The sequence below is a fragment of the Saccharomonospora sp. CUA-673 genome (genome assembly GCF_001942305.1).
Lineage (GTDB): Bacteria > Actinomycetota > Actinomycetes > Mycobacteriales > Pseudonocardiaceae > Prauserella.
In genome coordinates this window covers 34,736-61,282 of record NZ_MKKE01000085.1, presented here as the reverse complement: position 1 = coordinate 61,282, position 26,547 = coordinate 34,736, and the positions used below count along the sequence as shown (strand labels likewise).

At 71.9% G+C, this 26,547-nt stretch carries 22 protein-coding genes and 6 pseudogenes; 6 read left to right on the top strand and 22 right to left on the bottom strand.

The genetic code is table 11. The features are described 5' to 3' along the window. Positions 1–245: 245 nt before the first annotated feature. The 7 genes and pseudogenes from rpsO to BJF85_RS25750 all read right to left on the bottom strand — a co-directional run bounded on the left by rpsO (position 246) and on the right by BJF85_RS25750 (position 6,462). The gene (rpsO, locus tag BJF85_RS25785; RefSeq protein ID WP_075850499.1) at positions 246–515 is read right to left on the bottom strand and encodes a 30S ribosomal protein S15; all 270 of its coding nucleotides are present in this window, start codon (positions 513–515) and stop codon (positions 246–248) included. A gap of 83 nt (positions 516–598) precedes the next feature. Continuing rightward, entirely contained in the window at positions 599–1,138 is a 540-nt protein-coding gene (locus BJF85_RS25780; RefSeq protein WP_075850498.1) for a 2'-5' RNA ligase family protein, read from the bottom strand. 12 nt (positions 1,139–1,150) lie between these two features. Then, on the bottom strand, positions 1,151–1,633 hold the full coding sequence (locus tag BJF85_RS25775; protein ID WP_075850566.1) for a helix-turn-helix transcriptional regulator: 483 nt from the start codon (positions 1,631–1,633) through the stop codon (positions 1,151–1,153). Positions 1,634–1,807: 174 nt separating this feature from the next. Continuing rightward, positions 1,808–2,767 (bottom strand): bifunctional riboflavin kinase/FAD synthetase, encoded by a 960-nt coding sequence (locus BJF85_RS25770; RefSeq protein WP_075850565.1) that lies wholly within the window; start codon positions 2,765–2,767, stop codon positions 1,808–1,810. Between the two features lie 80 nt (positions 2,768–2,847). Further along, positions 2,848–3,732 (bottom strand): tRNA pseudouridine(55) synthase TruB, encoded by an 885-nt coding sequence (gene truB / locus BJF85_RS25765; protein ID WP_075850497.1) that lies wholly within the window; start codon positions 3,730–3,732, stop codon positions 2,848–2,850. Positions 3,733–3,766: 34 nt separating this feature from the next. Beyond that, positions 3,767–5,079: pseudogene (locus tag BJF85_RS26955) on the bottom strand (nitrate/nitrite transporter); the annotation flags it as partial. A 106-nt stretch (positions 5,080–5,185) separates the two neighbouring features. Further along, positions 5,186–6,462, bottom strand: a pseudogene (locus tag BJF85_RS25750) (MATE family efflux transporter). 139 nt (positions 6,463–6,601) lie between these two features. On the opposite strand from BJF85_RS25750, the pseudogene BJF85_RS25745 reads away from it, so the two are divergent. Next, a pseudogene (locus tag BJF85_RS25745) lies at positions 6,602–7,649 on the top strand (TRM11 family methyltransferase). 756 nt (positions 7,650–8,405) lie between these two features. Beyond that, positions 8,406–9,413, top strand: coding sequence for an HNH endonuclease signature motif containing protein (locus BJF85_RS25740; RefSeq protein ID WP_075850495.1), 1,008 nt, complete (start codon positions 8,406–8,408; stop codon positions 9,411–9,413). Between the two features lie 48 nt (positions 9,414–9,461). Here BJF85_RS25740 and rbfA read toward each other — a convergent pair whose 3' ends face one another. The 7 genes and pseudogenes from rbfA to rimP form a co-directional block, all read right to left on the bottom strand. Next, positions 9,462–9,908, bottom strand: coding sequence for a 30S ribosome-binding factor RbfA (rbfA, locus tag BJF85_RS25735; RefSeq protein WP_075850494.1), 447 nt, complete (start codon positions 9,906–9,908; stop codon positions 9,462–9,464). A 23-nt stretch (positions 9,909–9,931) separates the two neighbouring features. Next, positions 9,932–10,228, bottom strand: coding sequence for a DUF503 domain-containing protein (locus BJF85_RS25730; protein ID WP_075850564.1), 297 nt, complete (start codon positions 10,226–10,228; stop codon positions 9,932–9,934). Positions 10,229–10,322: 94 nt separating this feature from the next. Beyond that, a complete protein-coding gene (infB, locus tag BJF85_RS25725) occupies positions 10,323–13,097 on the bottom strand; it encodes a translation initiation factor IF-2 (RefSeq protein ID WP_255375939.1) in 2,775 nt (924 codons plus the stop codon). Positions 13,098–13,221: 124 nt separating this feature from the next. Further along, positions 13,222–13,299 (bottom strand): annotated as a pseudogene (locus BJF85_RS30835) (translation initiation factor IF-2 N-terminal domain-containing protein); the annotation flags it as partial. A 166-nt stretch (positions 13,300–13,465) separates the two neighbouring features. Then, entirely contained in the window at positions 13,466–13,657 is a 192-nt protein-coding gene (locus BJF85_RS25720) for a YlxR family protein (protein WP_255375945.1), read from the bottom strand. A gap of 116 nt (positions 13,658–13,773) precedes the next feature. After that, entirely contained in the window at positions 13,774–14,835 is a 1,062-nt protein-coding gene (gene nusA / locus BJF85_RS25715; RefSeq protein WP_075850493.1) for a transcription termination factor NusA, read from the bottom strand. After that, complete coding sequence (rimP, locus tag BJF85_RS25710; RefSeq protein ID WP_075850492.1) at positions 14,832–15,422, bottom strand: ribosome maturation factor RimP; 591 nt, start codon at positions 15,420–15,422, stop codon at positions 14,832–14,834. The genes nusA and rimP overlap by 4 nt, the downstream gene beginning before the upstream one ends. 143 nt (positions 15,423–15,565) lie before the next feature. On the opposite strand from rimP, the gene BJF85_RS25705 reads away from it, so the two are divergent. Further along, positions 15,566–16,498: a ferritin-like domain-containing protein gene (locus BJF85_RS25705; protein ID WP_083666709.1), complete on the top strand. Its 933-nt coding sequence runs from the start codon at positions 15,566–15,568 to the stop codon at positions 16,496–16,498. On the opposite strand, the gene BJF85_RS25700 is transcribed toward BJF85_RS25705, so the two are convergent. The 7 genes and pseudogenes from BJF85_RS25700 to BJF85_RS31795 form a co-directional block, all read right to left on the bottom strand. Further along, positions 16,481–17,056: a hypothetical protein gene (locus BJF85_RS25700; RefSeq protein WP_075850490.1), complete on the bottom strand. Its 576-nt coding sequence runs from the start codon at positions 17,054–17,056 to the stop codon at positions 16,481–16,483. The two genes, BJF85_RS25705 and BJF85_RS25700, sit on opposite strands and share 18 nt — an antisense overlap. Before the next feature lie 98 nt (positions 17,057–17,154). Further along, positions 17,155–18,198 (bottom strand): aminotransferase class V-fold PLP-dependent enzyme, encoded by a 1,044-nt coding sequence (locus tag BJF85_RS25695; RefSeq protein WP_075850489.1) that lies wholly within the window; start codon positions 18,196–18,198, stop codon positions 17,155–17,157. Further along, positions 18,195–19,751 (bottom strand): PH domain-containing protein, encoded by a 1,557-nt coding sequence (locus BJF85_RS25690; RefSeq protein ID WP_075850488.1) that lies wholly within the window; start codon positions 19,749–19,751, stop codon positions 18,195–18,197. The genes BJF85_RS25695 and BJF85_RS25690 overlap by 4 nt, the downstream gene beginning before the upstream one ends. Beyond that, the gene (locus BJF85_RS25685; protein WP_222844678.1) at positions 19,748–20,233 is read right to left on the bottom strand and encodes a PH domain-containing protein; all 486 of its coding nucleotides are present in this window, start codon (positions 20,231–20,233) and stop codon (positions 19,748–19,750) included. The genes BJF85_RS25690 and BJF85_RS25685 overlap by 4 nt, the downstream gene beginning before the upstream one ends. Before the next feature lie 250 nt (positions 20,234–20,483). Then, complete coding sequence (locus tag BJF85_RS25680; RefSeq protein WP_369822300.1) at positions 20,484–21,314, bottom strand: MBL fold metallo-hydrolase; 831 nt, start codon at positions 21,312–21,314, stop codon at positions 20,484–20,486. Next, the gene (locus BJF85_RS31800; protein ID WP_369822304.1) at positions 21,278–22,975 is read right to left on the bottom strand and encodes a PLP-dependent aminotransferase family protein; all 1,698 of its coding nucleotides are present in this window, start codon (positions 22,973–22,975) and stop codon (positions 21,278–21,280) included. The genes BJF85_RS25680 and BJF85_RS31800 overlap by 37 nt, the downstream gene beginning before the upstream one ends. 90 nt (positions 22,976–23,065) lie before the next feature. Further along, positions 23,066–23,344, bottom strand: a pseudogene (locus BJF85_RS31795) (hypothetical protein); the annotation flags it as partial. An 82-nt stretch (positions 23,345–23,426) separates the two neighbouring features. Here BJF85_RS31795 and BJF85_RS25670 point away from each other — a divergent pair. Next, on the top strand, positions 23,427–23,609 hold the full coding sequence (locus BJF85_RS25670; protein ID WP_075850486.1) for a hypothetical protein: 183 nt from the start codon (positions 23,427–23,429) through the stop codon (positions 23,607–23,609). Here BJF85_RS25670 and BJF85_RS25665 read toward each other — a convergent pair. Then, positions 23,606–24,409, bottom strand: a complete 804-nt coding sequence (locus BJF85_RS25665; protein ID WP_075850485.1) for an NAD(P)H-dependent oxidoreductase — start codon at positions 24,407–24,409, stop codon at positions 23,606–23,608. The genes BJF85_RS25670 and BJF85_RS25665 overlap by 4 nt on opposite strands. Before the next feature lie 70 nt (positions 24,410–24,479). Between BJF85_RS25665 and BJF85_RS25660 the strand changes: the two are divergent. Continuing rightward, positions 24,480–25,527 (top strand): annotated as a pseudogene (locus BJF85_RS25660) (GlxA family transcriptional regulator). A gap of 34 nt (positions 25,528–25,561) precedes the next feature. Beyond that, positions 25,562–26,542 (top strand): RNA polymerase sigma factor RpoD/SigA, encoded by a 981-nt coding sequence (locus BJF85_RS25655; protein WP_075850484.1) that lies wholly within the window; start codon positions 25,562–25,564, stop codon positions 26,540–26,542. Positions 26,543–26,547 lie beyond the last annotated feature (5 nt).

Here is a 26,547-nt window from a genome sequence, read left to right as displayed (position 1 = left end):
GGCACGCACAGCCCCGCCCTTCGGGGCACGTGGCGGGGTACGAGGCCGGCCATCGATCGAAGCCTCGGGAAACCTCCCGGGAGCCACTACCGAGGACCGGCTGCGGCGTCCCCGCACGCGGCGCGTGTCGCTGCGGAATCTTCTCTGTGGTGTTGTGTCCGGCCTGGTGTGTCCGGCCCTGCCGGTGCGGGGCCGGGTGGACCGAAGGGGAGCGACCCGGTGGGCCACTCCCCTTCGTCATGATGTCACCGGCGCAGGCCGAGTCGCTGGATCAGCGAACGGTAGCGCGCGACGTCCACCTGCATCACGTAGTTGAGCAGTCGGCGGCGACGGCCGACCAGCAGCAGCAGACCACGACGCGAGTGGTGGTCGTGCTTGTGCGTCTTGAGGTGCTCGGTCAGCCCCACGATCCGCTTGGTCAGCAGGGCCACCTGCGCCTCGGGCGAACCCGTGTCCGACTCGTGCAAGCCGTACTCGGACAGGATCGACTTCTTCTCATCGGTGGACAGAGCCACGCGTCACTCCTCGTGTTCGGTGCCGTGTTGTCAGGTCAGTACCGGCCGCCACGGACCGCAGCCGGACTCAGCTGTTCAGCCTATCAGCGCCCGGCCTCACCGCAGCGCACGGCCGAGGTCGACGCGGCCCACCGGCGTGTACACGGGCCCGTGGGACCCTCGGTCGCTGCGGAGCAGGACCACGGCCGCCGGCGCCCACTCCGGGCCCCGGTGGTCCGCCAGGGCGGCCGCCCACGTCTCGAGCACGGCCGGCGGACCACCGCGGGCAGGGTGACGTGCGCCCGGAACGGCCGGCGCTCGGTGTCCGGCCGCGCGGCCGCGGCGATGTCGGCCAGCGCCCGCCGGCCGGCCGCTCCCGCCTCGACGCCGGCCCACAGTACGCCCGGGAACGTGCCCGCCCCGGCGATGCGCAGCACCGGGGCCCGCATTCCGGCAAGCCTGTCGGCCAGCCACGCGCGGCGCTCGAGCGGATCGTCCGCACCGTAGAACCCCAGGGTGAGGTGCCAGCCGTCCTGCGCCGTCCACCGCAGCCCTCCCCCGCGGGGTCCTGCGACCGCGGCCAGCCGCCGCCGCAGCGTGTCGGCCGCCGCCGCGGGAACCGGGAAAGCACTGAACAGTCTCACGCGACCCCGGCGTCAGCGCGGGTCCTTGCCCGCGCGGCGCAGCAGGTCGGCGGTCGCGGGGAAATCGTCGTCGAGGCGTTCGGCCGCCGCCATCAGGTTCTCGCCGTCGGTGGCCTCGCGCAGCGCCGTCAGCACGTCCTGGTCGTCCGGCCCCGAGGCCAGCGGGACGTTGTCCCTGCTCACCGTGGGCCGCGCGGCCTTGACGTCCTCGAGCGCCGCCTCGATGGCCTCCTTGCTGCCGCCCGCGACGTCGGGCGTCAGTACCTTGCGTTCCAGCATGATCAGGCGCGCGAGCACCACGGGGTTGCCGATCTTGGCGCGACGTCCACTCATGACCTGGCTCAACATCGGAGCACTGATCCCCAGCACCTCGGCCAGATACGCCTGCGACACGTCGAAGGCCACGACAAGTCTGCGCACCCGGTCGCCGAGCGGTTCCCCGTACCACTCACGCTGCAACGCGATGTTGCGCTGGACGATCTTGTGGTCTTCCACGTCGGTCGTGCTCCCCTCGTTCATCCCGGTCGCCCGCCATCCTCGCGGACGGCCCCTGGGGGCATCCTGCCAGGCCGCGCCCGGCAATACGGACGGATCGCCACGAGCCGACGGCCCCGCAACGCGATTGCACCCCGCCGGAGGAGTCTCACCGAGGCGACCGGCCGCCGCTCATCAGGACAAACCGAGCAAATCCCTGGTCCTGCGCACGTCGTCGGCCATCTGGTCGATCAGTCCCTCCGGGCCGTCGAACCGGATCTGACCCCGGAGACGTTCGACGAAATCGAGGGACACCTGCTGACCGTAGAAGTCCTCGTCGACGTCGAGCACGAACGCCTCGACGGTGCGTTCCCGGCCGGAGAACGTCGGGTTGGTGCCGACCGACACCGCGGCCGCCACCGGCGGACCGCCGGCACGCTCGAACCAGCACGCGTACACGCCGTCGGCGGGGATCGCGGCGAGCCGCGGCGTCGACAGGTTCGCCGTCGGGTAGCCGAGTTCGTGCCCGCGTCCGTCGCCCCGCACGACGATGCCCTCGAGTCGGTGGGGCCGGCCGAGGGCCTCGCCCGCGGCGCGCACGTCACCGGCGTCGATGCACGAGCGCACGTACGTCGACGAGAACGTGATCTCCGCGCTCGTCTGCTGCCCGTCGGGCAGCGCCGTGCCCTGCAGCGTCGCACCCTGCGCGGTGAAGCCGAACCGCTTGCCGAGCGCCTTGAGCACCTCCACGTCGCCGGCGCCCTTACGGCCGAAGCGGAAGTTCTCCCCCACGATCACGGCCGCGGCATGAAGCTTGTCGACGAGCACCTGGTGCACGAACTCCTCGGGTTCCAACCGCGACAGCTCCGGGGTGAACGGCAGCACGCAGAACACGTCCACGCCGAGCTTCTCCACCAGGTCGGCCTTGCGCCGCAGGGTCGTCAGCTGGGCGGGGTGCGAACCGGGCCGCAGCACCTCGGACGGATGCGGGTCGAAGGTCAGCACGACCGACGGCACACCCAGCTGCCCGGCCGTGGCCACCGTCCGTTCGATCAGCACCTGATGGCCCAGGTGCACCCCGTCGAAGACCCCGATGGTGACGACGCATCGGCCCCACCCGCCGGGAAGATCTGTCAAACCGCGCCAACGCTGCACAATGCAGCAGCGTAACGACCCGGTCCGCAGGCGCTCCGGCGGGCGCTGGGACGCGGGAGCTGGGGCGCGGTGGCCGGGACTCAGGCGGGCGCGAGCACGACGAGCGGCTTGGTCACCGGGCCACGGTCCTCCGCGAGCGCCAACGCCACACCGTCGGGGGCGAAGATGCCGTAGGTGCCCGCGATACCGGCGGCGGGCAACCGCTGGCCGTGCCGCACCGCGCGGGCCGCGGCGGCGTCGACGTCGCGTCGCGGGAACGCCGCCGCGACGGCCTCGGCCAGCGTCAACGACAGTCCCGGTTCGGCCTCGATCGCCTCGAGGGTGCGTGCGGCGGCCAGGCTGAACGGCCCGACGGTGGTGCGGCGCAGCTGGGTCAGGTGCCCGCCCACGCCGAGGCCGGCGCCCAGGTCGCGCGCCAGCGCGCGCACGTACGTGCCCGAGGAGCAGTCGACCATCACGTCGAGTTCGACGCGGGTCCCGACCCGGCGCGCGGCGAGCAGGTCGAACCGGTGCACGGTGACCGGCCGCGGCGGCAGGTCCACCTCCTCCCCGTCGCGCACCCGCGCGTAGGCACGCTTGCCGTCGACCTTCACCGCGCTGACGGCGCTGGGCACCTGCTGCAGATCGCCGGTCAGGGCGGCGATGCCGTCGGCGATCGCCGCGTCGCCGGCCCCGCTCGCGTCGGCCTCGTCGAGGACGTCGCCCTCGGCGTCGTCGGTCGTCGTCGAGGCGCCGAGCGTGATGGTCGCCAGGTAGGTCTTGCGGTCGAGGGCCAGGTGGCCGAGCAGCTTCGTGGCACGTTCGACGCCGAGCACGAGCACGCCGGTGGCCATCGGGTCGAGGGTGCCCGCGTGGCCGATCTTGCGGGTGCCGAGGAAACGTCGGGCCTTGGCGACGACGTCGTGGGACGTCATCCCCGAGGGCTTGTCGACGATGAGCAGTCCGGGTGCGGGCGGTGTGGGCACGGCCGACGACCCTAACGAAGCGCCTCGCCCGGCGCGACACGAGGTCCCACGACCTGCGTCGGATCGGCACGGGCACGTCCTCGCCGCGGTCCTGCGCGGCCAGCACGCTCGCCCGCACCCGGCGGTACCAGACGAGCACGCGGCAGACGCCGAACAGCAGCACGGCGATGACCGACAGCAGTGCGATGCGGTAGTCGCCGGTCAGCTGCACGAGGATGCCCACCAGCAGCGAGGCGGCGGTGGTGGCGCAAAACCCGCCGACGTTGACCGCGCCGGTGGCCGTGCCGACGCGCGGCAGCGGGTTGTAGTCGCGCACGAGGGCGAACCCGACGGTCGACACGGGCGCACCGAGCGACATCACCAGGAACGCCGGTACGAGCGCCGCGACCGGTACCTGCCCCGGCCAGGCCAGCAGCACGGCCCACGTCACGGCCAGCAGCGCGCCGTAGCCGAGAACGGTGGGCATCCGCAGGTCCGGCCTACGACTGAAGTAGCCGCCCGCGAAGGGGCTGGTGAGCATGGCGCCGAGGACGAACACCATCAGCAGGGAACTGGCCGTGGTCTCGGCGTAGCCGAGCTGTTCGACCATGTAGGGCACGCCCCACAGCAGCGTCATCACGTTGAGGCTGAACGGCATCGAGAAGTGCGTCCAGAACGCCAGCCGGGTGCCCGGTTCGCGCCACGCGCCGCGGAGTTCGCCGCCGACCTCCCTCAGCGACTTGGCCGACGAGCGGGCGGTGCGCCGCTCCGGGGTGTCGCGCACGGCCACGAGCACCACCGCGACGTACGCGAGCGTCGCGACGCCCACGCCGAGGAACGTCGCGTCCAGCCCGGCCCCTCGAGCAGCAGCGCCAGCGGCAGCGTCGCACCGAGGTTGCCGAGGAAGCCCAGCGATCCGGTGAACGCGGTGACGAGCACGTACTGCCGGCCCGGGAAGTGGTTGGCGGCCAGGCGCAGCACCGACACGAACGCCAGCGCGTCCCCGACACCGAGGACGGCGCGCGCCAGCAGGCCCAGGGCGTAGGTGTCGACGACGGCCAGCAGCACCTGCCCCGAACCCAGCATGACGACGGCACCGATGAGCACCGACCGCGAGCCGAAGCGGTCGACGAGCATTCCGGTGGGGATCTGCATCGCGGCGTACACGGCGACCTGCAGCACGGTGAACGTGCCCAGGGCCGCGGCGCCGACGCCGAACCGTTCGGCCGCGCTCAGCCCCGCGACGCCGAACGAGGCGCGGTGGAACACGGCGAGCAGGTACACGATCGCGCCGGCGCCCCACACGATCCACGCCCGCAGCGGCGGGGAGGTCTTCACCGGGGCGTTCGCCGGTCGGCTGGCCTGCACCTGCTTCTCCTCGTACTCGGATGATTCGGACAGGCACTCGCCACCGTCCCTGTCCGTTCTAGTCGATGCCGCCCGATCGCAGTACCCGGCTGCCCGGTGTAGTTGCTCACGCGCGTACGGCGCCGGTGACGGCCCAGCGCTCGCCGCGCCAGCGCACGACGACGAATCCGAGCCGCAGCAGCATGAACACGGTCAGACCGGTCCAGATGCCGGCCAATCCCCAGCCGAAGCCGAGCGAGGCCCAGATGAGCGGCAGGAACCCGAGCAGGGCGCTGCCGAGGGTGGCGTTGCGCAGAAACGCCGCGTCGCCGGCGCGAGGAGCACGCCGTCGAGGGCGAACACCACCCCGGCCACGGGCTGCAGTGCGACGAAGAACCACCAGGCGTGCGGGATCTCCGCGAGCACGCCCGCGTCGCCGGTGAACGCCAGCGGCAGCACCTGGGACACCGCGGCGAAGGCGATCCCGAGCCCGCAGCCGAGCACGAGGCCGTAGCGCACGATCTGGCCGGCGATGCTCTGCGCGCGGCGCCGCGCTCCCCCGCCGAGCGCGGCGCCGATCAGCGACTGCGCGGCGATGGCGATCGAGTCGAGCACCAGCGACAGGAACGTCCACAGTTGCCACACCACCTGGTGGGCGCCGACGGCCTCGGTCGACGTGCGCGCCGCGACGGCCGTGGCCGACAGGAAGCACGCCTGGAACCCGAGACTGCGCAGCACGAGGTCCCGGCCGAGGACCAGCTGGGCCCACATCACCGACGGCCGCGGGCGCAGCCGCACCCGCTCCCGCACGAGCGCGGCCAGGAAGAAACCGCCCGAGACGGTCTGGGCGATGACGTTGGCGATCGCGGAACCCTCCAGGCCCAGTCCCGCCGGGTACACCAGGACCGGGCACAGCACCGCCGACAGTCCGTTGCCGGCCAGGACGTACCGCAGCGGGCGAACGGGGTCCTGCACGCCGCGCATCCACCCGTTGCCGGCCATCGTCACGAGGATCATCGGCGTGCCGAGCAGCGCGATCCGCAGCCAGGACACCGCGGCGTCGGTGATCTCCTCGCTGCCCGACATCAGGCTCGCGACCGGCCGCGCGAACAGCTGGCCCAGCGCCACGATGACCGTGCCGACGGCGAGGGCGAGCCACGTGGCCTGCACGCCCTCCCCGACGGCCTCGGCGCGCCGGCCCGCGCCGTGCAGCCGGGCCGTGCGCGCCGTCGTGCCGTAGGACAGGAACGTCAGCTGCGTGGACACCAGCGCCAACAGCGTCCCGCCGAGCGCGAGCGCCGCCAGCGGCAGCGCACCCAGGTGACCGACCACGGCGGTGTCGACGAGCACGTACAGCGGTTCGGCCGCCAGCACGCCCAACGCGGGCACCGCAAGACCGAACACCTTCCGCGCGGGAACCCGCTCCGCGGTGTCGTTGTCAGGAGCCTCGTGCTCGGGAGCGTCGTTCTCGTTCGTGCTGTTGTCGCTGTTGTCGGCGGCGGCGGTCACTCGTGGCAGGCTAACCCGCAGTAAGCTCTCGCCGATGCCCGAGTACGCCATTCTGATCCTGCCGTCCGCGAACCGCGTCTACACCGAGACGTCGGCGCAGCTGCTCCAGGCCGAGCTGACCGTGTTCGGCGACACCGTGCTGTCGCGTGTTCCCTCCGACGTCGCACCGACGAGATCGGCGGCGCCGAGTACGTCACGTTCGCCACCGACGAACCGCTCACCGACACCGACCTGGCGGCACTGTCCAATCTGTCCTCGGCGTACGTCCTTTTCGAACGGTCCCGATCGGACGCTTCGGGCGAACTGCTGCGGCCGCTGCCGCTCAGCCGGCTCGACCGGTTCGACTCCGACCTGCTCACGATCCAGAAGTACACGGGCAAGACCAACGAGCTGTTCACCAAACTGCTGCTGAACCTCACGGTGCTCTCCACCGCACGTCCCCAGGCGCTCACCGAGGCCGGCCTGCACGTGCTCGACCCGCTGTGCGGCCGCGGAACCACGCTCAACCAGGCCATGATGTACGGCTTCGACGTGACCGGCGTGGACGTCGACGAACGCGACTTCGAGGCCTACCAGCAGTTCATCAAGACCTACCTGCGCACCAAGCGGGTCAAGCACACCGCCGAGGCCACCCTGGTGCGGCGCAACAAGATCCGCCTCGCAACCGGCTCGACATCACGTACGCCCCCACCAAGGAGGAGTACAAGGCCGGCAACACCCGCGCGATCCACTACCTGCGCTGCGACACCCTCGAAACCGACGAACTCGTCCGCCGTGGCAGCGTCGACGTGATCGTCGCCGACGCGCCCTACGGCGTGCAGCACGGCAGCCGCGGCCAGGACGCGGCGCTCGCCCGCAGCCCCCGCGACCTGCTCGCCGCCGCCGTCCCCGGCTGGACCCGCACCCTCCGCCGCGGCGGCGCCCTCGGCCTGTCCTGGAACACCCACGTCGTCCCCCGCGACGAACTCGCCGACATCCTCACCCGCGCCGGCCTGCGCGTCCTCGACGGCGGCCCCTACGACCGCCTCGGCCACCGCGTCGACCAAGCCATCACCCGCGACATCCTCATAGCCGTGAAGTAACCCCGGGGGGTGGCGGGCCCGGCGGGGTGCGGTGCGGGTGGGGTGCCGTGTCAGCACCCCACGTCGCCGTGTTGGCACCTCGCGTCGCTGTGTTGGCAATCCGCGGCGCCGTGTTGGCAATCCGCGGCGCCGTGTTGGCAATCTGCGGCGCCGTGTTGGCAGTTCGCGGCGCTGTGTTGGCAGTTCCCGTCGCTGTGTTGGGGTTTTGTGCGCGAGGGTGCGTTACGGGCATCGCCTCGCCGGCGGGGCAGGTCTCCGGGATGTGGGCGGCTTTGCCGCCGGTGATGTGTCATCCCTCGACCTTCGCTTTTCGTTTATCACACTGCAGTCAGGGCGCAAGGTTTTGTTTCTTGGCTGCGGTTTCGGGGTTGGTTGCGCTCTGACTGCAGTGTGATGGTTCCTGTTTTAGGTCGACGGGATGACACATCACTGGGGGGCGGATTTGTGGGGTTGTTGGGAGTGGCGGGTTTGGCCTTGCTTCGCTTCGGCGGTTGGCGTTATTGGTGGGGGATGTTTTTGGTTACTTTGCGTTCGGGTTTCTTCATTCTTGTGGGTGAGGTTTGACGATCGCGTGTTCGGTATTATTGGTTTCGTGACAGGTGTTGAAGAGATTATCGATCGGGCCCGTTCGGTGCTTGCTTTGCGGGCTCGGGCTGATGCTGCTGAGGTGTCGTTTCTTGCTTCGCCCGACTGCGGATCGTCGTCGGATTCGGTGGAGCGTCGGTCGCTTGCTGAGGCGCTGGCGCTGAGCTTCGATTGTCGCCTCAGGTGGTTTTGGGTCGGATTGATACCGCGCTCGCGTTGACCTATCGGATGCCGCGACTGCTTTCCGCCATGCACGGCGGACAGGTGGATCGGTATTGCGCTGAGCGGGTACTGAACGTTGTCGCTCCGGTTTCCGACTCCGATGCCCTCGAGGTCGATCGGCTACTTGAGGAGAAACTGGGCCGCCTGTCTCTTACTGCTTGGCAACCACGCAATATGGCCTGGCACGCCTCTCAGATCGTCAAGCAGGTCGACCCGGGTGCCGAGACCGCGGCCGCACGCAGGGCCCACGAAGGGCGCAAGGTGACGCTCGACCACGGGGTTCACGCCCAGTCGCGGATCGCCGCCGACCTGCCCTCCGACATTGACTCGGCCGCCTACGCCCGCGTCGACGCCATCGCCCGTAAGCTCCGGACCTCCGACTCGTCACGCAACCTTGACCAGCTCCGCGCCGACGTGTTCGCCGACCTGCTCCTCGGCAACGACCCCGGCGTCACCGTCCCCCAGTCGGCGGCAATGGTCTACCTGCACATGCCCATCGACACCGCGCTCTCCATGTCCGAGACCGGCGCCTCAATCGACGGAATCGGACCAATCCCCGCCGCCTACGCGCGCGAGATCATGACCAACCCCAAGTCTCTCTGGCGCAAGGTCCTCTGCGACCCCGCCACCGGCAACCCCGTTGACCTCGGCCGATCGTCGTATCGTCCGAACTCGACGATCCGGAAACTCGTCGAAGTACGCGACCGGATGTGCGTTGTCCCCTGGTGCCGACGGCCCGCACGGCACTGCGACTTCGACCACCACCACGAATGGGCCATAGACCAAGGCTCAACCTCGACCAGCAACGCGGCACCGCGCTGCCGACGCCACCACCGACTCAAGAACGCACCCGGATGGATCCACTCCTACGACCCCACCCACGGCACGTCGTCGGTCACCACACCACTCGGCGTCACCTACACCGACAAACGCGAAACCGTCCTCGAACCGCGATAGTCCGAATCGGGCAGCAACCGGGACCCGCCGATGCCGGAACGCGAACACTCAGCCCTCGTCGGCGTCCTTGGCGGGCTTGTACGGGTCGGCCTCACCTGCGGGCTCGGCCGACGTGGCCTGACGGGCGACCTCGGCGTCGGCCTCACGCGCCTTCGCCAGCAGATCGTCGATGTTGCGGGCCTCCGACGGGATGTTGTCGGCCACGAACGTCAACGTCGGCGTGTAGCGCACACCGGTGCCCTGGCCGACCTTCGTGCGGAGCACACCGCGCGCCGACTCCAACGCGGCCGCGGCGCCGGCGAAATCGGGCGCCGCGTCGAGGGTCTCGCCGAGCACCGTGTAATACACGGTCGCGTCCCGCAGGTCACCGGTGATGCGGGCATCGGTGATCGTGACGTTGCCCAGCCGAGGGTCCTTCACCTCGTGCTCGAGCGCCGACGCGACGATCTGCGCGATCCGCTTCGCCAACCTGCGCGGGCGTGCATTGTCAGCCACCCGAATCCCCTCACTCACTCATCTCATTCGTCGTCGCCGCCGTGCACCCGGCGACGAGCCGACAACAGTTCGATCTCCGGCCGCTCCGCGACGGATCGCTCGCACGCATCGAGAACATCCCGCACATGCGCGCCGTCGGCAGCGACCACGGCGACCCCCACGGTCGCCCGGCGATGCAGGTCCAACTGGCCGGCCTCGGCGACCGCGACGTCGAACCGCTTCCGCAGCTCGGCCACGATCGGCCGCACCACGGAACGCTTCTGCTTGAGCGACCGGACATCGCCCAACAACACGTCCAACTCCAGCGAACCCACGAACATCGTCACCCCGCATCGCCCGGGTCCGACGAAGGAGCGGCTACGCCTGCGGGTGGCGGACCGACCTCGATCCACCACCCGCAGGCACCGCACCTCGTTACGCGCGCGGCTTCTCGCGCTGCTCGTACGTCTCGACGACGTCGCCGACCTTGATGTCGGAGAACTTGCCGAGCGTCAGACCACACTCGTAACCGTCGCGCACCTCGGTCGCGTCGTCCTTGAACCGCCGCAGCGACGCCACGGGCAGCTCCTCGCTGACGACCACACCGTCCCGCAGCAACCGCGCCTTGGCGTTGCGGCGGATGATGCCCGACGTGACCAGGCAACCGGCGATCGTGCCGAACTTCGAGGACTTGAAGACGTCGCGGACCTCGGCCTTGCCGAGCTCGACCTCTTCGTACTCGGGCTTGAGCATGCCCTTCAGAGCCTGCTCGATCTCGTCGATCGCCTGGTAGATCACCGTGTAGTACCGGACGTCGACGCCCTCGCGGGTGGCCCGCTCGGTCGCCTTGCCCTGGGCCCGCACGTTGAAGCCGATCACGACCGCGTCGGACGCCGTCGCCAGGTCGATGTCGCTCTCGGTCACGCCACCGACACCGCGGTGCACGATCGCCAGCTCGACCTCGTCGCCCACCTCGATCTGCATGAGCGACGTCTCGAGCGCCTCGACGGTACCCGAGTTGTCACCCTTGATGATCAGGTTGAGGGTGTTGGTCTCCTTCAACGCGGAGTCCAGGTCCTCCAGGCTGACCCGCTTGCGCTTGGCCGCGTTCTCGGCGTTGCGGATGCGGGCCTGGCGGCGCTCGGCGATCTGCCGTGCCACCCGGTCCTCGTCCACGACCAGGAACGTGTCACCCGCACGCGGCACCGACGTGAAGCCGATGACCTGCACCGGACGCGACGGATCGGCCTCGGTGACATCGCGGTTGTGCTCGTCGACCATGCGCCGCACGCGGCCGTACGCGTCGCCGGCCACCACCGAGTCGCCGACCCGCAGCGTGCCGCGCTGAACCAGCACGGTCGCCACGGGGCCGCGGCCACGGTCCAGGTGGGCCTCGATCGCGACGCCCTGCGCCTCCATGTCCGGGTTGGCCCGCAGATCCAGCGCCGCGTCCGCGGTCAACAGGATCGCCTCGAGCAGCCCGTCGATGTTGACGTTCTCCCGCGCGGAGATGTCGACGAACATCGTCTCGCCGCCGTACTCCTCCGCCACCAGGCCGTACTCGGTGAGCTGCTGGCGGATCTTCTGCGGGTTGGCGCCTTCCTTGTCGATCTTGTTGACCGCGACCACGATCGGCGACTTGGCCGCCTGCGCGTGGTTGATCGCCTCGATCGTCTGCGGCATCACGCCGTCGTCGGCCGCGACCACGATCACCGCGATGTCCGTGGCCTGCGCACCACGGGCACGCATGGCGGTGAACGCCTCGTGACCCGGGGTGTCGATGAACGTGACCGTCCGGTCGTCGCCCTCGAGCTCGGCCTCGACCTGGTACGCACCGATGTGCTGGGTGATACCGCCGGCCTCGCCCTCGGCGACCTTCGTCTTCCGGATGGTGTCCAGCAGACGCGTCTTACCGTGGTCGACGTGACCCATCACGGTCACGACCGGGGGCCGCACCTGCAGGTCCTCGTCGGTGCCGGCGTCGGAGCCGTACTGGATGTCGAAGGCCTCGAGAAGCTCGCGGTCCTCCTCCTCCGGGCTGACGACCTGAACGTTGTAGTTCATCTCGCCGCCGAGCAGCTCCAGCACGTCGTCCGACACGGACTGCGTCGCCGTGACCATCTCGCCGAGGTGGAACAACACCTGCACCAGCGAAGCCGGGTTGGCGTCGATCTTCTCGGCGAAGTCGGTCAGCGAGGCACCCCGCGGCAGGCGGATCGTCTCGCCGCTGCCCTTGGGCAGACGCACGCCACCGACGGACGGCGCCTGCATGTTCTCCATGTACTCCTGGCGCTTCTGCCGCTTCGACTTGCGGCCCTTGCGCGAGGGACCACCGGGACGGCCGAAGGCACCTGCCGTGCCACCACGACCGCCACCGCCGCGACCGCGGAAACCGCCGCCGCCACCACCGGGAGGACCACCGGGCCCACCACCGCCGGGACGGAAGCCGCCGCCACCGCCGCCGCCACCACCGGGAGCGCCGCCGGGTCCACCGCGACCGGGGGGACCACCGGGTCCACCGCGACCGCCGCCGGGACCGCCACGACCGCCGCCGGGTCCACCGCGGCCACCGCCGGGTCCACCGCGACCGCCGCCGGGACCGCTCGGCTTCGCCGGACGGGACGGCATCATGCCCGGGTTCGGGCGGGGCGGCATGTTGCCGGGGCTCGGCCGGTTGCCGCCGCCCTGCTGACCCTGCCGGTCGGAACGCTGACCCTGCTGGCCACCGCCCTGCTGACCGCCCTGGCCGCCCTGACCGCCCTGACCGGGCTGGCCCTGCGGCCGGTCGGAACGCTGACCGCCCTGGCCGCCACCGGGACGCGGCGCCGACGGACGCGGGGCCGGCGAACCGGAACCCACGCCGAACGGGTTGTTGCCGACGCGCGGCTGCTTCGGGCCGGGCTTGGGACCGGGCTTCGGGCCCTGCGGCTTCGGCGGAACGACCGCCCCGCCGGACTGGTCCTGCTTGGCCGCGTCCGACTTGGCCGCGTCCTGCTTCGCCTCGTCCTGCTTCTCACCGGCCGCCGGACCCGCGGACGCCGCGGGTGCCGGGGCCTGCTCGGCGGGCTGGGCCGGCTGCTTCGGACCGGGCTTCGGTCCCGGCTTGGGGCCGGGCTTCGGCGCCGCACCGGGCTTGGGCGCGGCGGCCGCCGAACCTCCGGAGTCCGCCGTCGCGGCACCGGTCGCCGGCGCGCGACCCCGCCGCGGCACCGTTCTTCGCACCGCCGCCGGACTTGGCCGTGGACTTGCCACCGGCCTTGTCGCCGGCCGCGGGGCCGTACGCATCCCGCAGGCGCCGGGCGACCGGCGCTTCCACGGTGGATGACGCAGACTTCACGAACTCGCCCTGCTCCTTGAGCTTGGCGAGTACTTCCTTGCTCGTGACACCGAGCTCTTTTGCTAGCTCGTGCACGCGGGCCTTGCCTGCCACTGCTCTCCTCAACTGAGGCCAGACAGGCAGATACCCGCTGACCTCGTCCTATCGTCGCGCGTTCATGGCTTCAGCTTCACGGCTGACTCATGACGGGTCGACCTGCTTCCTTGTTTCCGACCAGGACCCGGGGATGTCCCGGGCCCTCTCATTCTTCGGTGACGAGCTCGGCCAGCGTGTTCCGCACCGCGGACACGTCGACCGGACCGGCGACCCGCAGTGCGCGGGGAAAAGCCCGTTTACGCTCGGCCTTGGCCAGGCACTCCGGGTCCCGATGCAGCCAGGCACCGCGTCCTGGGAGTCGGCGACGTACGTCGACGACCAGTTCCCCGTGTGCCACGACCAACCTCACCAGCTCGTCGCTCAACGCCCGTCGACGACAACCGACGCAGGTACGAACCGGGGCGGTCATCGACGTCGGGCGTTGCACCGGGCTCCAGTTTAGCCCTTGACCTCTCACTCAGCCGAACCGGTTACCGCTGTGCGCGGTGCGTCCTCCGGGCCGCCGTCCGGGGAGGCCTCCTGCTGGGGTCCGGCGTCGGGTGCGGCGTCGCTGCGGATGTCGATCCGCCACCCCGTGAGCCGGGCCGCGAGCCGGGCGTTCTGCCCCTCCTTGCCGATGGCCAGCGACAGCTGGAAATCGGGCACGACCACGCGGGCGGTCTTCGCGCGTTCGTCCACGACCGTCACCGACACGGCCTTCGCGGGCGAGAGCGCGTTGCCGACGAACCGGGCCGGGTCGTCCGAGTGATCGATGATGTCGATCTTCTCTCCGCCGAGCTCGCTCATCACGTTGCGTACGCGACCGCCCACGGGGCCGATGCACGCGCCCTTGGCGTTGACGCCCGACACCGTCGACCGCACGGCGATCTTCGACCGGTGTCCGGCCTCGCGGGCCACGGCGGAGATCTCCACGGTGCCGTCGGCGATCTCCGGGACCTCGAGCGCGAACAGCTTGCGCACGAGGTTCGGGTGGGTCCGCGACAGCGTGATCTGCGGACCCCGGGCGCTGCGGGCCACCCCGACCACGTACGCCTTGATGCGGGCTCCGTGCTCGTAGCTCTCCCCCGGGACCTGCTCGGCCAGCGGCAGCACACCCTCGGTGTCGCCGCCGATGTCGATCACGACCATGCCGCGGGCGTTGGCGCGCGCGTCCCGCTGGATCACCCCCGCGACGATCTCGCCCTCCTTGGCGGAGAACTCGCCGTAGGTCTTCTCGTGCTCGGCGTCCCGCAGCCGCTGCAGGATGACCTGCCGTGCGGTGGTCGCGGCGATCCGGCCGAACCCCTCGGGCGTGTCGTCCCACTCCTCGGCGACGTCGCCGTTCTCGTCGTTGGTGTAGGCCAGCACCCGCACGTAGCCCGTCTTCCGGTCGATGTCGATCCGGGCGCGCGGCTGATGTCCCTCGGTGTGCTTGTAGGCCGTCAGCAGCGCGGACTCGATCGCCTCGAGTACCGCCTCGAACGGAATGTCCTTGTCGGCCTCGATGGCGCGCAGCGCGGCGATGTCGACGTTCACCTCGGCTCCTCCTTCGGTGCTGCCGAGGGCGACGCGGCACCCTCGCTGTTGTCCTTGCTCGTCGATTCCGCGGCCGGGGCGCTCTCGGCGTGCCGAGCGTCCTGCTCCAGCTTCTTGAGCTCGTCGGCGGGCGGTTGTTTGAACTCGACCTCGAGGACGGCCTTGGCGACGTCGGCGTAGCGCACGTCGCGGATGGTGCCGCCGACCAGCATGCGCGCCGCGGTCTCACCCGCGTCGCCGACCCTGCCGGTGAAGTCCGCGCCCTCGGTGGGCGTCACACGCACCTGGCGGAACCTGGCCCGGCGCCAGTGCCGCGGCGCGGTCAGGGGCCGGTCCACGCCCGGGGACGTGACCTCCAGGGTGTAGGCGCCCGCGATGAGGTGTTCGTGCTCGTCGAGCACCCCGGACAGGACCCGGCTGACCTCGGCGACCTCGTCGAGGCCGACTCCGTCGTCGCTGTCGACGACAACCTTGACCAGTTTGCGGCGTCCGGCCGGTTGAACGTCGAGCGCGTCGAGATCGAAACCCGCGGCCGTGACGGCTTCGGCCACGACGGGCTCCAGCCGGCTGGCGAGTTCGTTGGGCACCGTGATGCTCCCGCTTGTTGCTGTTGTACTGACAGTTGTTGGCCACCTCTTGACAAGTGGTGGTCCAGCTTATCGTGCCCCGCTGCCGGCACGCCGACCAGCGGGGCTTCGGCGAGCCGCCGCGCCTGGCAGGATGGCCCCCTGTGACATTCCGACGATCGGTGCCGACGAACCGGCGTGCGGTGCTGCGCGCGGCCGTGTTGGCCGTTCCCACGGTGGCGGGCCTCGGGGCCGTCGCCGGGTGCACCGACTACGACGACTCCCCCGACCCCCTGCTGCCCCTGTTGGTCCGCGCCAAGGCCGACGCCGACGCCGCCATCGCGGCGGGTGGACCGGAGGCCCGGCAGGTCGCGACGGTGCGTCAGGCCCACGCCGACGCGCTCGACGAGGAGATCCGGCGGCTGAACCGTCCGCGCCCCGAACGCATGCCGCGCGTGCCGGCCACCGTCGACGACGTCGCACAGCTCGGCAACCGGCTCGGCGAGGCGCAGGAGCAGGCCGCCGGGCTCGTCGGCGGGCTCCCGCGGTACCGCGTGGGGCTCGTGGCCGCGGTCGCCGCCGGCTGCGCCGCCGCACGGCAGCTCGGCCCCGACCTGGGCGGGGGCCATCCGGATCCGCTCGAAGGTGTCGACGCGGCCCGCCCCGACGAGGAGGCGGTGTCGGCGCTGCAGGACGCGTTGTCGGCCGAGTACGCCGCCGAGTGGGTCTACGACACGGTGACCGCGTTCCTGCCCGCCGCCTACGACAACGGTCTGGCCGCCGGGGCGGACGCTCACCTCGACCGGCGTCAGGCCTGCCGCAGGCTGATCGCCGACGCCGGGTCCACCCCGCGTGCGGCCGAGCCCGCCTACCAGGGCGCCGAGCAGGTCTCCGACGAGGAGTCGGCGGCCGAGCTCGTCGTGGCGGCGGAGACGGACGCCGCGAGCGCGTGGCACGGCGTGCTGGAACGGACCGACGACGGCCCGCTGCGCGAGGTCGCGGTCCAGGCGCTCATCGGCTCGGCGACCCGGTTGACGAGCTGGCGGCTCGACGCCGGCGTCGAACCCGCCGCGCCGCCCCTACCGGGCCGTGGCTGACAGGCGCAACGCGTCGTGGGCGATGTCGCCCAGCCGGTCGGCCGGCCCGCCCGCGTCGGCGTAGTAGGCCACCTCGACGATCGTCAGCTGCGCCCCGACCACCCGTGAGGCGTACTGCCCCTGGGCGACGTTCGGCGCACCCTCGATGCCGGCCGTGCCGTCGCGCACCAGGTCGTTGACGTTGCCGGTCCCGTTGGTGTCGGTGGTGACCTTGAGTTCCTGCGCGCCGCGCTGTTCGGGCATGGTCACGACCACGACCGACACGAGCGCCCGCGCGTCGCCGTCGCGGGTCTCGTACAGCGACCGGTGCACCCGTTCGCACGGCTGCTGCTCGAACCACTCGACCACGCGCCCGTAGGAGTTGCCCGCGCAGTCGTCCGAGACCTCCGGACCGGCCACCTGCTCGTAGGCGAACTCACCGCTCGTGAGTGGGTCCTCGGTCGCCTCGGCGTGGCCCTCGGTGGTGGGCTGGTAGCGGATCAGCCACCAGACGAGCCCCGAGACGAGCGCGATGGCGATCAGCCCGCCCACCTTCGCGGCCACCGGCAGCCGATGCATTCCGTGACGTTCGTGCGAGCCACCCTCCCGGGGTGCACTCGTTCCGGCGAAGTTCGGCTGCTGTCCTGACACGGGCCGTGACGGTAGTGCATGAACGGTCAGCGCAGGGCCTCAACCACCAGATCCACGTCCTCGTCGGTGTTGTACAGGTGCCAGCCCAGGCGGAGCCGTCCGGCGCGGATGCTGCCGCGGACGCCCGCCGCGGCGAGGCGTTCTCGGGGCACCGACGTCTCCAGCGACACGATCGCGCTGCCGGCCGGCGACAGGCCGAGCCGCCCGCGCAGCTCGTCGGCGAGCCCGGTGCAGTGGGCGTGCACGGCACGGACGTCGAGCGACGCGAGGTGGTCGAGCGCGGCGGCCGCGCCGACGAACGCCAACCAGGCCGGGGACGCGTCGTATCGCCGGGCACCCGCCGCCAGCCGCAACGGCAGGCCGTACACCGTGTCCCACGGGTCCTCGCCCGCATACCAGTTCGCCGCGACGGGATGCCCGCGGTCGAGCGCCCGCGGATGGACGGCCAGCCACGCCGCACCACGAGGGGTGAGCAGCCACTTGTACCCGGCGCCGACGACCCAGTCCGCCCAGTCCACGGCGAGCGGCAACCACCCGGCGGCCTGCGTGACGTCGAGAACCACCGCCGCACCGGCCTCGGCCGCCGCCGTCCGCAGCGCGTCGAGGTCGACCATGGCCCCGTCGGCGGACTGGACCACGCTCACCGCCACCAGGTCGTGGCCCTCGACGGCCCCCGGCAGGTCCGCCACCGGCACCTCGGTGACGGTGACCCCGCGGTGGGCCTGCGCCGCGAACGGGAACGTGACGCTCGTGAAGTCGCTGCGGGCGGTCACCACCCGCGCCCCGCCGGGCAACCCCGCCGCGACCGGCGCGAGCAGCCCGGCGACCGTGCCGCCGACGGCGATCCGGTCGGCAGACACGCCGACGATGCGGGCGAACGACGCACGCGAGGCGTCGACGTACGCGGTGAAGTCGCCCGGATCGTCGGCGCCGGCCCGCCAACGGTCCACAGCCGCGGCGACGGCATCGGCCACCGCGACGGGCGGGATCCCGATGCTCGGGGTGTTGAGATAGCCGGCAGGCACGTCGAACTCCGCGCCGAAGGCCGACCGGCGCGCACCGCCGGTCACGGCTCGTCCCGGCCTTCCAGCAACGGTCCGAACAGGCCGGGTACGGCGTCCTCGGCGAACACCAGACCCTCCGACGCGTCGACGTCGTGCACCGAGTACGCACCGCCGCCGGCCGCCGTCGTCGCGGTGAGGGTCATGAGGCCCTTGCGCCGTTGGAAGATCGACTGCCGCGCGGTGTAGCCGATCACGCCGCGCCGCTGCAGCGCCACCGTGCCGCGGCGCACGGTCCCGTGGCGCGCGACGAGGTAGTCGCCGCTGATGGCGTGCCCCAGGTTGCGGTAGGCGTCGAGCGCGAGCGCCAGCGCGATCGGGACCCCGAGCAGCGCACTGATCCACGCCAGGTGCAGCAGCACCGACAGCGACAACAACCAGCCGAGCACGGCGAGGGTCAGCACCGGCACCGCCGCGGCGGCCAGGGACCAGCGGATCCGCCGTCCGCGCGCGGCCCGCGGGTGCCCGGTCAGCTGCGCCGACGTCGGCGAGGCCTGCTCCTGCAGGACCACCGCCGCCACCCGGTCGGCCTCCGCACGCGGCGCCGCAGGCAGCAACGTCTTGCGGTCGTCCTGGTCCTCCTTGCCCTGGGCGGCGCGGAGTCCGGTCGCGACCGCGTCGACGCGCGCCCCGCCCACCGTCCGCACGCCCAGCGGTTCGACCAGTTCGACGCCGCGCAGCCGCTGCTCCTCGAGCGAGATCGACCGGGACGTCAGCAGACCGCGCTGCACCCGCAGGGTGCCCCCGGACTCCCGGTCGAGGCGGTAGTTCCACCACATCTCGACGAACACCGCGAGCGAGCCCACCACGCCGATCAGCACGCCGAACACCACGACCACGGCGATGCCGCCGACGAGACCGAAACCGCCCAGCAGGTCGATGACCCACGAGACGACACCGGTCTGCAGGCCGAACCATTCGGAGGCCTGCAACACGGCGCCGTAGGCGGCCACCCCCAACATCGGGGTGACGAACGACAACGGCGCGTACCGTGCCCACCGCGGGTCGAACGTGGCCAGCCTGCCCTCGGTGCGGGCGGTGTCGGGGGCCGTCGCACGGTCCAGCAGTTCGCCGCGCAGGCGCTCGCCCTCCTCGCGCGCGACGGCGTAGAGCATCAGCGAACTGGTGCCCGACCCCTGCTCCCCCGTGTCGATCTTCGCGGTGACGATGCCCAGGAACCGCGCGAGCGGACCCGCCGTCAGGTCGACCGTGCGGATGCGTTCACGCGACACCGAACGGCGGGTGCGCACGACGATGCCCTTCGCGAGCTCCACCCGGTCGGCGAGGATCCGGTAGCGCGTCTTGCGCAACCGGATCCGTTCGACCACGACGGCGCCCAGGACGGCGGCCACCGCGGCCGGCACGATCGCGGCGAACAACCAGAACACCGAGCCGACACCGACGGCCGTCGGCACACCGCCGGCCACGCACACTCCCGCGACGGTGAGCACGCTCGCCACGACCGTCCGCGGGTCGAGCCGGCGCCACGGGACGGCCGCGTCCTCCGGTGCGGCGTCCTCCGGTGCGGGGTCGGCGGCGTCGGCGGGTGCGGGGTCGGTCATGTCGCGTCGCCCGGCGTGGCCTGCGTGGTCTCGGTGAGTTCGCGGACGAGGTCGGCGGCCAGCTGGTGGTCCAGACCGGGGATCGTCACCGCCCCCTTCGCGGACGCGGTCGTCACGGTGACGGTGGCGAGGCCGAAGAGCTGTTCGAGGGGCCCGCGCTCGCTGTCGACGGTCTGGATGCGCGACATCGGGGCGACGCGCCATTCCTGCCACAGCGCGCCGGTGCGCGTGTAGACGGCGTCGCCGGTGACCTCCCAGCGGTGCACGCGGTACCACCACAGCGGCAGCGGGACCGCGCCGACCACGGTGGCGACGGCGACCACGACCGCGGCGGTCGACAGCCAGAACCGCGCGGCCTCGGGCAGCACGACGGCCAGCACGACGAGCGGGACCAGGACCACCAGGCCGGCCACGACGCCCTGGGCGGCCCACCACCCGACGGCCTTGCGGTGCACGCGATGCCGCGGCGGCCGCAGTCGCACCCGGCGCACCGCCGGGTCAGGTGCGCCGGTCGCGCCGGCTGCGCCCGTGTCGCCCGTGTCGCCCGTGTCGTTGTCCACCGCACCCCCAAAGACGCTGCGCCGTCACGGACGCCGCGCCGCCGATCACCGTTGACAGGCCGAACGCTAGCACCCGCGCGCATCTCCTGCCGTGTCGGCATTCTGCGTCGCCGTCTTGTGCCAACACGGCGACGCGAGATGCTGACACGGCGTCGTGGGGTGCTGACACGGCTCAGCCGAGGGGTTCCCACCACGGGTCGAGGTCGGGCGGGGTGGCCAGGTCGACGCGCTCCCCCGGTTTCGGGACCACCAGGTGCGCCCCGCGGGCCGCGGCCTCCTTGCGGGCACGGTCGACGGGTTCGGCCCATCCGTGCGGGCCGAGGTCGAAGGTGCCCCAGTGCACGGGCACGAGCGCGGCACCACCGACGTCGACGTGCGCCGCGACGGCCTCCTCCGGTGTCATGTGGACGTCGGGCCAGCTGGGCGCGTAGGCACCGAGTTGCATCAACGTCGCGTCGAACGGCCCGTAATCGCGGCCGATGCGGGCGAAACCGGGGAAGTAGCCGGTGTCGCCGCTGTAGAACACGCGCCGGGAGCCGCCGGCCAGCACCCACGACGCCCACAGCGTGTTGTTGCGGACCAGGCCCCGTCCGGAGAAGTGCCGGGCGGGCGTGGCCGTGATCCGCAGGCCCGCGATGTGCGCCGAGTCGTGCCAGTCGAGTTCGATGATTCGCTCGGGCGGTACGCCCCACCGCAGCAGGTGCGCGCTCACCCCGAGCGGCACCAGGAACGGCGCGCGCTGCAGGCGGGTCAGCTCGCGCACGGTGCGCATGTCGAGGTGGTCGTAGTGATCGTGCGAGAACACGATCCCGTCGACCTCGGGCAGTTCCGGCAGCGCGCACGGCGGGCCGAGCAGCCGCCGCGGCCCGGCGATCCGCGACGGGGACGCGCGGTCGCTCCACATCGGATCGACGAGCAGCCGCGCTCCGTCGATCTCCACGAGCGTCGAGGCGTGACCGAACCAGGTCACGTGCAGACCCGCCGCCGCCGAGGCGCCGCCCACCGGACGGCAGCTCGGCACCGGGCTCGCCGGGCGCCGTCGACGGCTGCGCAGTATGTCCCGGGCCGCGTCGCGCACGCTGCCCGGCGGCAGCCAACGCAGCGGTTCGGTATTGCGGAATCGCCCTTCGACGAACTGCGGCGACGACGGATAGTGCTGCGGCCGGCCGCCCATCGCGGCCAGCACGTCGGCGGCGACCACCGCACCACCGGCGGCACCCCCGACCGCGAACGCAGCCCCCACAGCTCTTCCCGCACGGGCGAACTTCGGCACCGGGCGACTCCTCCCTCACGCGACCGGTTCCGCGAACCGCGTCCACCGCAGGATACGCGTGCCAGGATGCCCGCCGCCCGGTACGGAAGACCGAACACCCGGTGTCCGAACGCGGAACTCGCGCGCCCGAACGCAGGTCTCGCCGTCCTGAACGCAGGTCTCGCCGTCCTGAACGCAGAACTCGTGGTCCGGTCAGACGATGGTGCGGGCGCGGGCCTCGCCCTCACCGGGGCCGTGGCGGAGCAGGTCGCTCCACGCGCCGGCGAGTCGCCGCACGAGCTCGTCGAACACGTCCGGCTCCTGCATGAACGGCAGGCGGAAGTAGTTGTCGTGCGCGCCGGTCGGGTCCATCGTGGACCCCGGGATGATCTCGACGCGTGGCGCAGCGCGATCTGCGCGAACACGTCGGAGTTCCCGCCCTCGGGCAGCGCGATCCACAGCGACGACCCGCCGTCCGGGGTGCGCCAGCTCCACCCGGGCAGCTGCTCGGTGAGCATCTGCTCGGCGTACTCGCAGCGTTGCGCGCGTTCGACGGCGCCCTTCTTGACGATCTCGGGCAGCCGCGGGAACAGCCGGGCCGCCACGGCCTGTTCGATCAACGGACCGCTGAGGTCGGCGAGCGCCTTGCGGCGTGCGCAGCGTTCGACGATCCCGCGGGGGCCGCGGATCCAGCCGATCCGCAGGCCGCCCCACACCGATTTGAGCGACTCCACCGCGACCGCCTCGGTGCCGGCGGGCAGATACGTCGACAACGGCGGCGGCACGTCGAGCCCGTTAGGGCCGCTGTCGCCCGCCATCACGCAGCCGGCGTAGGCGTTGTCCTCGACGACGGGCACGTCGTGGCGCGCGGCGAGTTCGGCGACGCGGCGCCGGCGGGCGTCGGACATCAGCACGCCGGCCGGGTTGTGGAACGTCGGCATGACGTACAGCAACGAGGGGCGCTGCTCGGCGAGCACGGTGGCGAGCCGCCGGTCGTCGATGCCCTCGTCGTCGAGGGGCACCGACACGAGGTCGGCGCCGGCGGCGCGGAAGACGTCGATGCACGGCTGCCAGCTCGGCGCCTCCACCGCCACGCTCGACGCGCCGCGCAGGTACACCTCCGACAGCAGCACGAGCGCCTGGTGCGCGCCGGTGGTGATCAGCACCTCGTCGGCCGAGGTCGGCAGGCCCTGGTCGGTGTAGTACCGGGCGACCTCCTCGCGCAGCGCGGGCAGGCCGCGCGTCTGGTAACCCGGATCGGCCAGCAGCCCGGGAAGGTCGTAGCGGGCGACCTCCTCGAGGGCCTCGGACACCTCGGGCACCCCCGCGTCGGCGGCGCAGGCCAGGGAGATCACCGAGCCGGGCCCGTCGATCAGCCGCTGGAACGTCGCGGTGCCCCGGCCGCCGCTCACCCGGCCGTCCGAGCGGGCGGCGCGCGCGGCCCGGCTGATCCGGGTACCGCTGCCCTGCCGCCGTTCGAGGAGGTCACGCGTGTGCAGATCGTCGTAGGCGGCGACGACGGTCGACCGGCTGACGGCCAGCGCCTTCGCCAGTTCCCGTTCCGAGGCAGGCGCTGTCCTGCTCGCAATGCCCCGTCCTCGACGGCCCCGGCCATCGCGTCCGCGAGCTTGCGGTAGAGCGGACCGCCGCCGACGGTCCAGTTGCCCAGGACGGCCGTCAGCTCGCCGACCCGCGGAAAACGGTCCACTTCTCGTTCCATTGGCACTTACTCCAGTCCAGTGTTCGGAGGAGTCTAGTGCACGGGACGAGGAGTAGGACACGAACCCGAAGGAGACGAGACACAATGGTGACCCTGGCACTGTTCTTACTGGTCCTCACGCTACTGCTCGCCGGGATCGGCGCGTGGTGCGGCACCCCGGGCTGCCGTTCGAGGTGGAGCCGGCCTTCGCCAGGTACGTGGTGACCGGACTGGTGGTCATCTGGCAGAGCGGACAGGCCAGGGCCGACGCACTGGACCGCGCCGGCCTGCACCCCGGGATCCACGAAAGCGGGCGGCCGGACCAGCACCGGTCCATTTCGGGCTAGCCGGCGTCGCGGTAGTGGATGTCCAGGCCCGAGCGTCCGGGCCGCAGGTCCGGCCGCAGCACCAGATCGCCGTCGTAGTCGCCGCCGTGCTCGCTGCGGTACGGCAACGCCGACTCGGCGGCAGGATCGGCGGGGTCGATGAGGCCCCCGAGCCGGCGACGCAGTCGTTCCCGCGCGCGGCGCACCTCGGCCTCGCCGGCGCGGTCGGCGCCGTACACCGCCAGCGGCGGCAGCGCGGCCATGCCGGTGTACCAGAACATCCCGTGGTTCAACGGGAACAGCACGTCCTCGAGTCCGCCGTGGATGCCCCGCGGGCCGAACGAGCTCTCGCGGGCGCCGATCGTGGTGACGATCAGGCCGCGTTTGCCGGCCAGTAGCCCGTCACCGTAGCGCCGGACCCGGCCGGCGTCGGGATCGGTGACGCCGTAGCCGAAACCGGCGACCAGCACCCGGTCCAGCCAGCCCTTCAGGATGGCCGGCGGACCCAGCCACCACAGCGGGAACTGCAGGACGACTGCGTCGGCCCGGCGCAGTTTCTCCTGTTCGGCCTCGATGTCCGCGCTCAACGTCCCGCGTTCGTAGGCCCGCCGGGACGCGGCGGCGACGTGCAACCGGCTGCCGGGGTCGTGTCCGAAGTCGGCGGCCTCGACGACGGGATTCCAGCGCATGGCGTACAGGTCCGACGCGAGCACGCTGTGGCCGGCGGCCTCGAGCGCCTGCGTGCCCTCGGCGGCCAGCGTGGCGCCGAGCGACCTCGGTTCGGGATGGGCGTGCACCCACAGCACGGTTCTACCATGCATGCCCCGAGCCTCGGGCAGTCCACTTCTCCGGTCCAGTGGCCGATGAGACGATATGTGAAAGAATCGGGCCATGACGGGTTCGGCACCGCCCCGCACGGCACCGCCCAGCGCCGCAGACCGCCACCGCGTCGCGGTGCTGGTACGCCCGGGTGTGATGCCGCTGGAACTCGGCCTGGTCCACCAGTTGTTCGGTGCGGCCCGCACCCTCGTCGACCCGGAGCGCCCGCGACGCCGCGGCGGCTGTACGAGGTCGTGACCTGCGCCGAGGAGCCCGGCACGGTGCCCACGGACGCCGACTTCCCGATCCACGTCGACCACGGCCTGGAGGCCCTCGAGCACGCCGACACGGTCGTCGTCCCTGCCACGCACGCCCCGGGTGAACCCGAGGCCGGCGGCACGCTGTCGCCGCGGCTGGCGAGGCGCTCGCGGCACTCACCGAGCGGCCCACGGGCACCCGGGTGGCGTCGATCTGCACCGGTGCGTTCGTGCTGGCCGCGGCCGGTCTGCTCGACGGGCGGACCGCGACCACCCACTGGCAGTCCGCCGACGACTTCCGCGCCCGGTTCCCCGGCATCGCGCTGAACCCGGACGTGCTCTACACCGACGACGGGGACGTGCTGACGTCCGCGGGCGAGGCGTCGGGGATCGACCTGTGCCTGCACCTGATCCGCCGCGACCACGGCGCCGCGGTGGCGGCCGACGTCGCGCGCCGCACCGTCGTGCCGCCGCACCGCGAGGGAGGGCAGGCGCAGTACGTGCCGCAGCCCGTCGCCCGTCCGGGCGTGTCGTCCACGGGGCGCGCCCGCCAGTGGGCGCTGGAACACCTGGGGCGACCGCTGTCGTTGCACGAGCTGGCGGCCCGCGAGTCGATGAGCGTGCGCACGTTCACCCGCCGGTTCCGCGAGGAAACGGGCAGCTCACCGGCCGAATGGATCACCAGGCAACGCCTCGAGCGGGCCCGCGGGCTGCTCGAGGAGACCGACCGGCCGGTCGACGTCATCGCGACCGACGTCGGATTCGGTACCGGCGCATCGCTGCGCCAGCACTTCCGTAGTGTGCTCGGCGTCTCCCCCAGCGTGTACCGCGCCACGTTCCGGGGAGGAATGACACCGGGCTGACGCGCGTTGTCAGGGCAGAAAGAGGTGACAACGATTGGCAGAAGCCACGAAGACCCCGACCCGCCGCACGCGCGCGACGGGCACCGACGGGGCAGACGCCGACCTGGTCCGTGTCTACCTCGACGAGATCGGTAAGACCCCGCTCCTGACCGCCGAGCAGGAGATCGACCTCGCCAAGCGCATCGAGGCAGGCGTCTACGCCGCCGAACTCCTCCGGCGCGTCGACCAGGGGCGCGCCGACGCCTCCGCGCTGCCCGCGAACCGGCGCGACCTCGAGGTCGTCGCCGGCGACGGCGAGTGCGCGAAGGACCACATGGTGCGGGCGAACCTGCGGCTGGTGGTCACGGCCGCGCGCAAGAACCGCAACACGAACCTGTCGCTGCTCGACGCCGTGCAGGAGGGCAACCTCGGCCTGATCCACGCGGTCGAGAAGTTCGACTACGCCAAGGGCTTCAAGTTCTCGACCTACGCGATGTGGTGGATCCGGCAGGCCATCCAGCGCGGCAACGCCTTCTTCAGCGGCACGATCCGGCTGCCGATGCACACCGCCGAGCAGATCAACAAGCTCGACCGGCTGCAGCGCACGCTCGAGTCGCAGGGTCGGCACTCGCTGTCGATCGAGGAGTTGGCGGCCGCGGCGGACATGCCGGTGGACCGCGTGCTGGCGCTGCGTCAGGCGGGGCAGACCACCGCGAGCCTCGACGTCCCGGTCGACGAGGACGGCGAGCTGACCCTGGGCGATCTCGTCACCGCCGGGTCCGTGCCGGGCGTCGGCGAGTCGTTGGAGCACTCGGCGATGGTCGGCGAGCTCAACGCCGCCCTCGAGACGCTGCCCGCGCAGGAGGCGACCGTGCTGGCCCTGCGCTACGGCCTCACCGACGGCGAACCGCACACCGTCCCCGACATCGCGCGTCGCCTCGGGCTCACCCGCAAGCGGGTCCGGTCGCTCGAGGAGCGGGGCCTGGCCCAGCTGCGCGAGGGCAACCGCGGTTCACTGCTCGCCTGGGCCAGCTGAGCGGG

Bases quoted from the DNA above. Each gene is read 5' to 3' on its own strand.
- BJF85_RS25730 (WP_075850564.1), bottom strand. From the start codon at position 10,228: ATGTTCGTGGGTTCGCTGGAGTTGGACGTGTTGTTGGGCGATGTCCGG.
- BJF85_RS25700 (WP_075850490.1), bottom strand. From the start codon at position 17,056: ATGCATCGGCTGCCGGTGGCCGCGAAGGTGGGCGGGCTGATCGCCATC.
- BJF85_RS25690 (WP_075850488.1), bottom strand. From the start codon at position 19,751: ATGACCGACCCCGCACCCGCCGACGCCGCCGACCCCGCACCGGAGGAC.
- BJF85_RS25665 (WP_075850485.1), bottom strand. From the start codon at position 24,409: ATGCATGGTAGAACCGTGCTGTGGGTGCACGCCCATCCCGAACCGAGG.